The organism is Sphingomonas bacterium (assembly GCF_903643065.1).
GTDB lineage: Bacteria > Pseudomonadota > Alphaproteobacteria > Sphingomonadales > Sphingomonadaceae > Sphingomonas.
Genome location: NZ_CAHJWX010000157.1, coordinates 1 through 5,737 on the forward strand (window position 1 = coordinate 1; position 5,737 = coordinate 5,737).

Consider the following 5,737-nt stretch of genomic DNA (forward strand, 5'->3'; position numbering starts at 1 on the left):
GGCGACCCGCGCGTCGGCGGCCTTGCGCGTCTGCGCGTGCGCCTCGCGCTCGGCCGCGTAGCGATCGCGCCACTTCCTGCCGCCGCCATGGCTGGCGAGCCCGAGCAGCCAGCCGGCGACGAAGATCAGGGCGACGAACAGCCATTGTTCGAGGCTGAAGCTAAACGCGGATGTCACGGGCGGTCCTCCTGTTACGGGACCATAACGACCAGCCCGCCCCTGGGTTGCCGCCGCCCGGATCAGTGGATCAGCGCGTCCTTGATCGAGCAGGCCGCCGGCCCGAGGATGACGATGAACAGCACGGGCAGGATGAACAGGATCAGCGGGATCGTCATGATCGCCGGCAGCCGCGCCGCCTTCTCCTCCGCGCGCATCATGCGTTCGTTGCGGAACTCGGCGGACAGCACCCGCAGCGCGCTGGCGAGCGGCGTGCCGTATTTCTCCGTCTGGATCATGGTCGTCACCACGCCCTTGACCGCGTCCAGGTTGACGCGCGCCGCCAGGTTCTCGAAGGCTTGGCGCCGCTCGGTCAGGAAGCCCAGCTCGATCGCGGTCAGCTGCGTCTCGTCGCCCAGCTCCGGATAGGCGCGGCCCAGTTCCTTGGCCACGCGATGAAAGGCGGCGTCGACGGTCAGCCCGGCTTCGGCGCAGATGACCAGCAGGTCGAGCGCGTCGGGCAGCCCCTTGCGGATCGCGTCGGACCGCTTGGTGATCTTGTTCTTGAGATAGATGTCCGGGAACTTGTACGCGAGGATCGTCACGCCCGCGACGAGGCCATAGCGCTTGAGCGGACCCCAGGTCGGGAAGAAATCGTCGCCATAGACCAGCCAGCTGATGAACGCGCCGAACACGATCGGCAGCACCAGCCGCCCGAAGATCACGGCCACCGCCCATTCCTTTGAACGGATGCCGGCCTGCATCAGCTTGCGCTGCGCGACCTTGAGCTGGCTGTCCTGCAGCACCTTCATCGACGACAGCAGCGAGCGCATCCGGTCGGCGGTGTCGTTGCGCTGCACCAGCTTGGCGCGCCGCTTGGTGGACGCGGTGATGCCCGCCTTGAGCTGCTCGCGCCGGTCGTTGAGCGCCTTGACGCGCTTGGCCATCGGATCGCGCACGGTGGTCGCGGCATAGATGGCGAGCAGCACCGCGAACGCGGCGACGCCCATGAGCAGCGTCGCCACCCACAGCACATCGACGCCCAGGATCGTCGGATGAGGAGGCAAGGGGGTCATCGCTCGCGTCCCATCAGATCTCGAAATTGACCATCTTGGCCATGATGCCCGCGCCGATGCCCATCCACACCAGCCCGCCCAGCCCGGCGATCATCAGCCGCTGGTCGACGAAGAAGTTCTGCATGTAGCTGGCGTTGATGAACCAGATCAGCGTGAAGACGATGAACGGCAGCGAGCCGACGATATAGGCCGACGCCTTTGATTCCGACGACATCGCCTTGATCTTGAGCTTCATCTGACTGCGCTGGCGCAGCACATGGGCGAGGTTGGCGAGCGTCTCGGCCAAGTTGCCGCCGGTCTCGCGCTGGATGGCGATGGTGATGACGAAGAACTGGAACTCGGGCGTGCCGAGCCGGTCGGCGGTGTCCTGCAGCGCCGCGTCCATTGACTTGCCGATCTTCATCTTGTCGACGACCGACCGGAACTCCTCGCCGACGGGGCCGTCCACCTCGTGGCCGACGACCGCCATCGTCTCGCTGATCGGCAGGCCGGAGCGCAGGCCGCGCACCAGCAGCTCGATCGCGTCGGGGAACTTGACGGTGAAGCGGGCGACCCGGCGCTTGATCGTGCGGCCGACCCACCAATGCGGCAGCCCGCCGCCCAGCGCCACGCCGGCCAGCAGCGCGAGCAGGAACGGCAGGTGCTCGACGCGGAGCAGCACCGTCACGATCACCAGCAGGCCGCCGCTCGTCATGCCGTACTGGCTGACGGTCCAGGTCTTGCCGGTCATCGCGAGCCGCCGGCGCAGGTTCTCCGGGTTGGGGAGCAGCTTGCCCACCGCCAGGTCCATGCGCGTGCCCCGGCTGGTGGCGACGCGGCGCATCCGCTCGGTCGCGGCGGCCTCCACGGTGCCGTGCCGCTCGCGCACCCCTGCGAGTCGCCGTGCCTGCGCGCGCGCGGGCGATGGCCCGCCGGCGATGACGTACAGCAGCGCCAGCAGCCCGAGCAGCGAGCCGCCCATCGCGGCGAGTGGCAGGATCGGCATCGGCTCAGGCCTCCGACGGGGAGCGGGGGCGGGTCATTTCCTGGCGCGCTTGCCCATCAGGCCCTTGAGGTCGAACCTGGCCATCAGCGAGCCGCCCTTGCTCTTCTTGCCGGCGGCGTCCGCGTCCTCGGCGGCGCCGGCCAGCGCGCCGATCAGCTCGATCAGCGGCGCCACCGTCTTGGTGGCCTTGCCGGCCTCCGCGAGCGGCTTGCCCAGCTTGGCCGCCTGTGCCGCCAGCCTGGCGTCGAGCGGCACCGCCCAGTCGAGCTTGCGCTCGATGGAGCCCTCGAAATCCTTGCGGCTGATCTCCAGCTGGGCGCTCGCCGCCGGCAGGCGGTTGGCGACGACGTGTACGCTCGTGCCGGGCGCGTTCGCCTTCAGCCAGGACAGGATGCGGATCGTGTCGCGCGCCGCCGCCAGCGTCAGCTCGGTGACGACCACCGCCGCCTGCACGTCGCCGACCAGCGCGGGATGCTGCACCAGCATGGATCGGGGCAGGTCGATGACGGTGCATTCGAACGCGCCGCGCATCTCCTCCTGCAATTGATAGAAGGCCGCGCCGTCGGTCAGCAGCGGCGAGTTGATCGGCGCCTCGGCGGACAGCACCGCCAGCTTGTCGGACGCCTTCACCATCGCGCGCTCGATGAACAGGCCGTCGATGCGGCTGGGGTTCTCGATCGCGTCGGTCAGCCCGCGACCGGGCTCCAGATCGAGCGCCAGCGCGCCCGTGCCGAAATGGACGTCGAGATCGAGCAGCGCGGTGGAGCGCCCCTCCTTGGCCGCGAGCAGCCAGGCGAGCGATGTCGCGATCGTGGACGCGCCGACGCCGCCGCGCGCGCCGATCACCGCGATCGAGAAATGCGGCCGGTCGACCGCCGCGTCCGTCAGCTTGGGCGCGTTCAGCATCGCCTGCGCCGACGCGAACGCGTCGCGCACCATGTCCGCGTGCAGCGGCTTGAGCAGATAGTCCTGGATGCCCGACGCGACCAGATCGCGGTACAGGCGGACGTCGTTCACCTGGCCGGCGGCGATCACCACCGTGCCGGGCTCGCAGACCTCGGCCAGGCCGTTGATATCGGACAGGGGATCGCCCGATTCGGCGAGATCGACGAACAGGATCTGGGGGCTGGCGGACACCGACAGCGTCTGCACCGCGTTGCGCAGCCCGCCCTTGTGGACCTTGTCCACCGACCAGCCAAGCTCGGCCACGATCGGGCGGATCGTCTCGGCGGTGGTGTCGTCGCAGACATAGGCGACGAAGGGATCGCGCGTACCGGCGCCGGCGGGTTTCCAGGGCGCGTTCATCTCACTTGCCTCCCGTCGAAGGCGCCGCGACCGCCGTTCCGCCAGCGCCGAAGGCCTTACGGAACGCCTCGATCGCCCTGGTAGAGCGCGTCGGATCGTTGCCGGTCTCGCTCTCGCCGTGCAGCAGGTCGGCCGGATTGGCGACCATCGCAGCGAGGCTGGTGTTGGTCGCGCAGCCATAATTAGAAGAGGTGTTGCTGTTGTATTCCACCGAGCTGTCGCGGGTGTAATCGGGGCAACCGGGCACAGACGCGGTCATGCGGCTCACCACGACGCGAACGGTGCCGGGAGCGACCGCCGCCAAGGTGATCGGCGCGCCATCGGCAAGCATCAGGCCATAGCCGGCGACGACCCGAGCGACGTCGTCAAGCGGTCCGCGCAGCCCGGCGGGATCGTCGATCGCGACCTTGTCGCCGTAGTGCAGACGCATCGCGTCTAGCCAGGCGCGCAGCCGTTGCGTCTCCCCGCGCGCCAGCCCGTCACCGCTGAGGTCGAGGTCCAGCGAGTAATCCTGACGCGCGACCACTGGTTGGTGCACGGACTCAAGGCCGCGGTTCTGCGTACCCATGCAGCCGCCGATCAAGAGCGCGGGCAGTATGGCGGACAGGAGGAGTGGGTGACGGCGCATGGGCGTGCCTTTCGCGGACGCGATCAATTGGAAAAGCCGGGGGCGGGCGCGGTGCCGCGGCGAGTGGCGCGGGTGTCGGCGCCCTGACGCCGGTCGTCACGGCCCGGCACCGGCGTCGCGGGCACCAGCGCACCCACGGTCGGCGCCGGCGCGGCTGGCACCGCTATCGTCGGCACTGGCCGATGCGCACCGGTCTTGCCGGTGCCCATCTCGCCCAGCAGCAGCCGCTGCGCGTCGGTGGGCGCCTCCAGGCCGTCGGTCGGCAGGACGATATCGGCTGGATTGTTGACCGGCTTAACCAGGTACGGCGTGATGACGATCATCAATTCCGTCTCTTCGCGCCGCCAGCCGTTGGAGCGGAACAGCGCGCCCAGCACCGGCAGGTCGCCCAGACCCGGCGTCTTCTCGATCGAGTTGTTGTGGGAGTTCGACAACAGACCGCCGATCACCATCGACTGGCCGGAGCCAAGCTCCAGTGTCGTTTCCGCGCGCCGGGTCGACAGGGCCGGGATCGTCGTGCCGTTCAGTTGCACCGCGCCCGCCTCCGACAGTTCGGACACTTCGGGGCGAACGTGGAGGGCGATACGCCCGTCCGAGAGCACCGTGGGAGAGTAAGCCAGGCTGACGCCGTATTGCTTATACTCGACCGAGATCGCGCCATTGATGCCGCCCTGAGCGATCGGAATCGGTATCTCGCCGCCGACCAGGAAATTGCAGGTCTCGCCCGACGTGCAGGAGAGATTGGGATTGGCAAGGGTCGAGACCTGGCCGATCGTTTCGCCCAGATCGAGCGAGCCGAGGAGGTCCGTTCCCAGTAGCCGACCGGCCGCGCTGAGCAGCGTGCTGCCGGCGTCGATGGCCGGCTGCGTGAACAGCTTGGAGCCAGGCACGGCGCCGCTGGCGTCCAATGCGATCGGGCGCCCCGCAACGTCGACCGGCGCGCCATTGACATAAGCGGCCGGCGGGACGCCCGGGACATTCGAGATCGTGCCCTGCCGGCCACGGGCGATGCCGAACAGGAAGTTTCCGCTGTCCCGATTGGTCAAGTTCGCGCCGATGTTCTTGGCGAACGAGCGGCTGACCTCGGCGATGCGGACCTGAAGGTTCACCTGCAATGGCGTGGCGGCTTTGAGCCGGGACAGCACCTTGGTGCCGTCGCCGACATAGGCCTGGACCAGCCGCTCGGCCTCCGCCGCGTCCTCCGGCTGCGCCACCGCGCCGGTGAGCAGGACCAGGCCGTTCATCGGCGTCGCGGTGATCCGCGCTTCCGGCATCGCCAGCGCCAGCATCTGGCCGATCGAATCGAGGTTGTTGCCGACGCGGACGGTCGCCGAATAGGCGACGGCGCCGCCCTTCGTCGTGGCGGAGATCGTCGTTTCGCCCGTCTTCTTGCCGAAGATGTAGAGCTGGGTCGGCGAGCGGACCTGGACGTCGGCGACCTGATCGTCGGAGATGAACAGGTCGCTCATCGGCCGGGTCAGCGTCACCAGCCGGCCGCGACCGGTGTTGACCTGGAGCACGGGCGCGGTGGCCGGGCCGACCCGGATGGCCTGCGGGGCCGGGGCGGCCCGCGGCGCCGGAACGGTC

5 protein-coding genes are annotated in these 5,737 nt (G+C 69.0%); all 5 read right to left on the reverse strand.

Annotation, left to right across the window (positions count from 1 at the left end):
- Nucleotides 1–239: 239 nt before the first annotated feature.
- Nucleotides 240–1,232: a type II secretion system F family protein gene (locus HUU95_RS06960; protein ID WP_174279452.1), complete on the reverse strand. Its 993-nt coding sequence runs from the start codon at nucleotides 1,230–1,232 to the stop codon at nucleotides 240–242.
- A gap of 13 nt (nucleotides 1,233–1,245) precedes the next feature.
- The gene (locus tag HUU95_RS06965; protein ID WP_174279453.1) at nucleotides 1,246–2,217 is read right to left on the reverse strand and encodes a type II secretion system F family protein; all 972 of its coding nucleotides are present in this window, start codon (nucleotides 2,215–2,217) and stop codon (nucleotides 1,246–1,248) included.
- A 33-nt stretch (nucleotides 2,218–2,250) separates the two neighbouring features.
- Nucleotides 2,251–3,522: an AAA family ATPase gene (locus tag HUU95_RS06970; protein ID WP_174279454.1), complete on the reverse strand. Its 1,272-nt coding sequence runs from the start codon at nucleotides 3,520–3,522 to the stop codon at nucleotides 2,251–2,253.
- 1 nt (nucleotide 3,523) lies between these two features.
- Nucleotides 3,524–4,150: a CpaD family pilus assembly protein gene (locus HUU95_RS06975; RefSeq protein WP_174279455.1), complete on the reverse strand. Its 627-nt coding sequence runs from the start codon at nucleotides 4,148–4,150 to the stop codon at nucleotides 3,524–3,526.
- A 23-nt stretch (nucleotides 4,151–4,173) separates the two neighbouring features.
- Nucleotides 4,174–5,737, reverse strand: a 1,564-nt coding sequence (locus HUU95_RS06980; RefSeq protein ID WP_174279456.1) for a type II and III secretion system protein family protein, incomplete at its 5' end; no start/stop codon positions are given.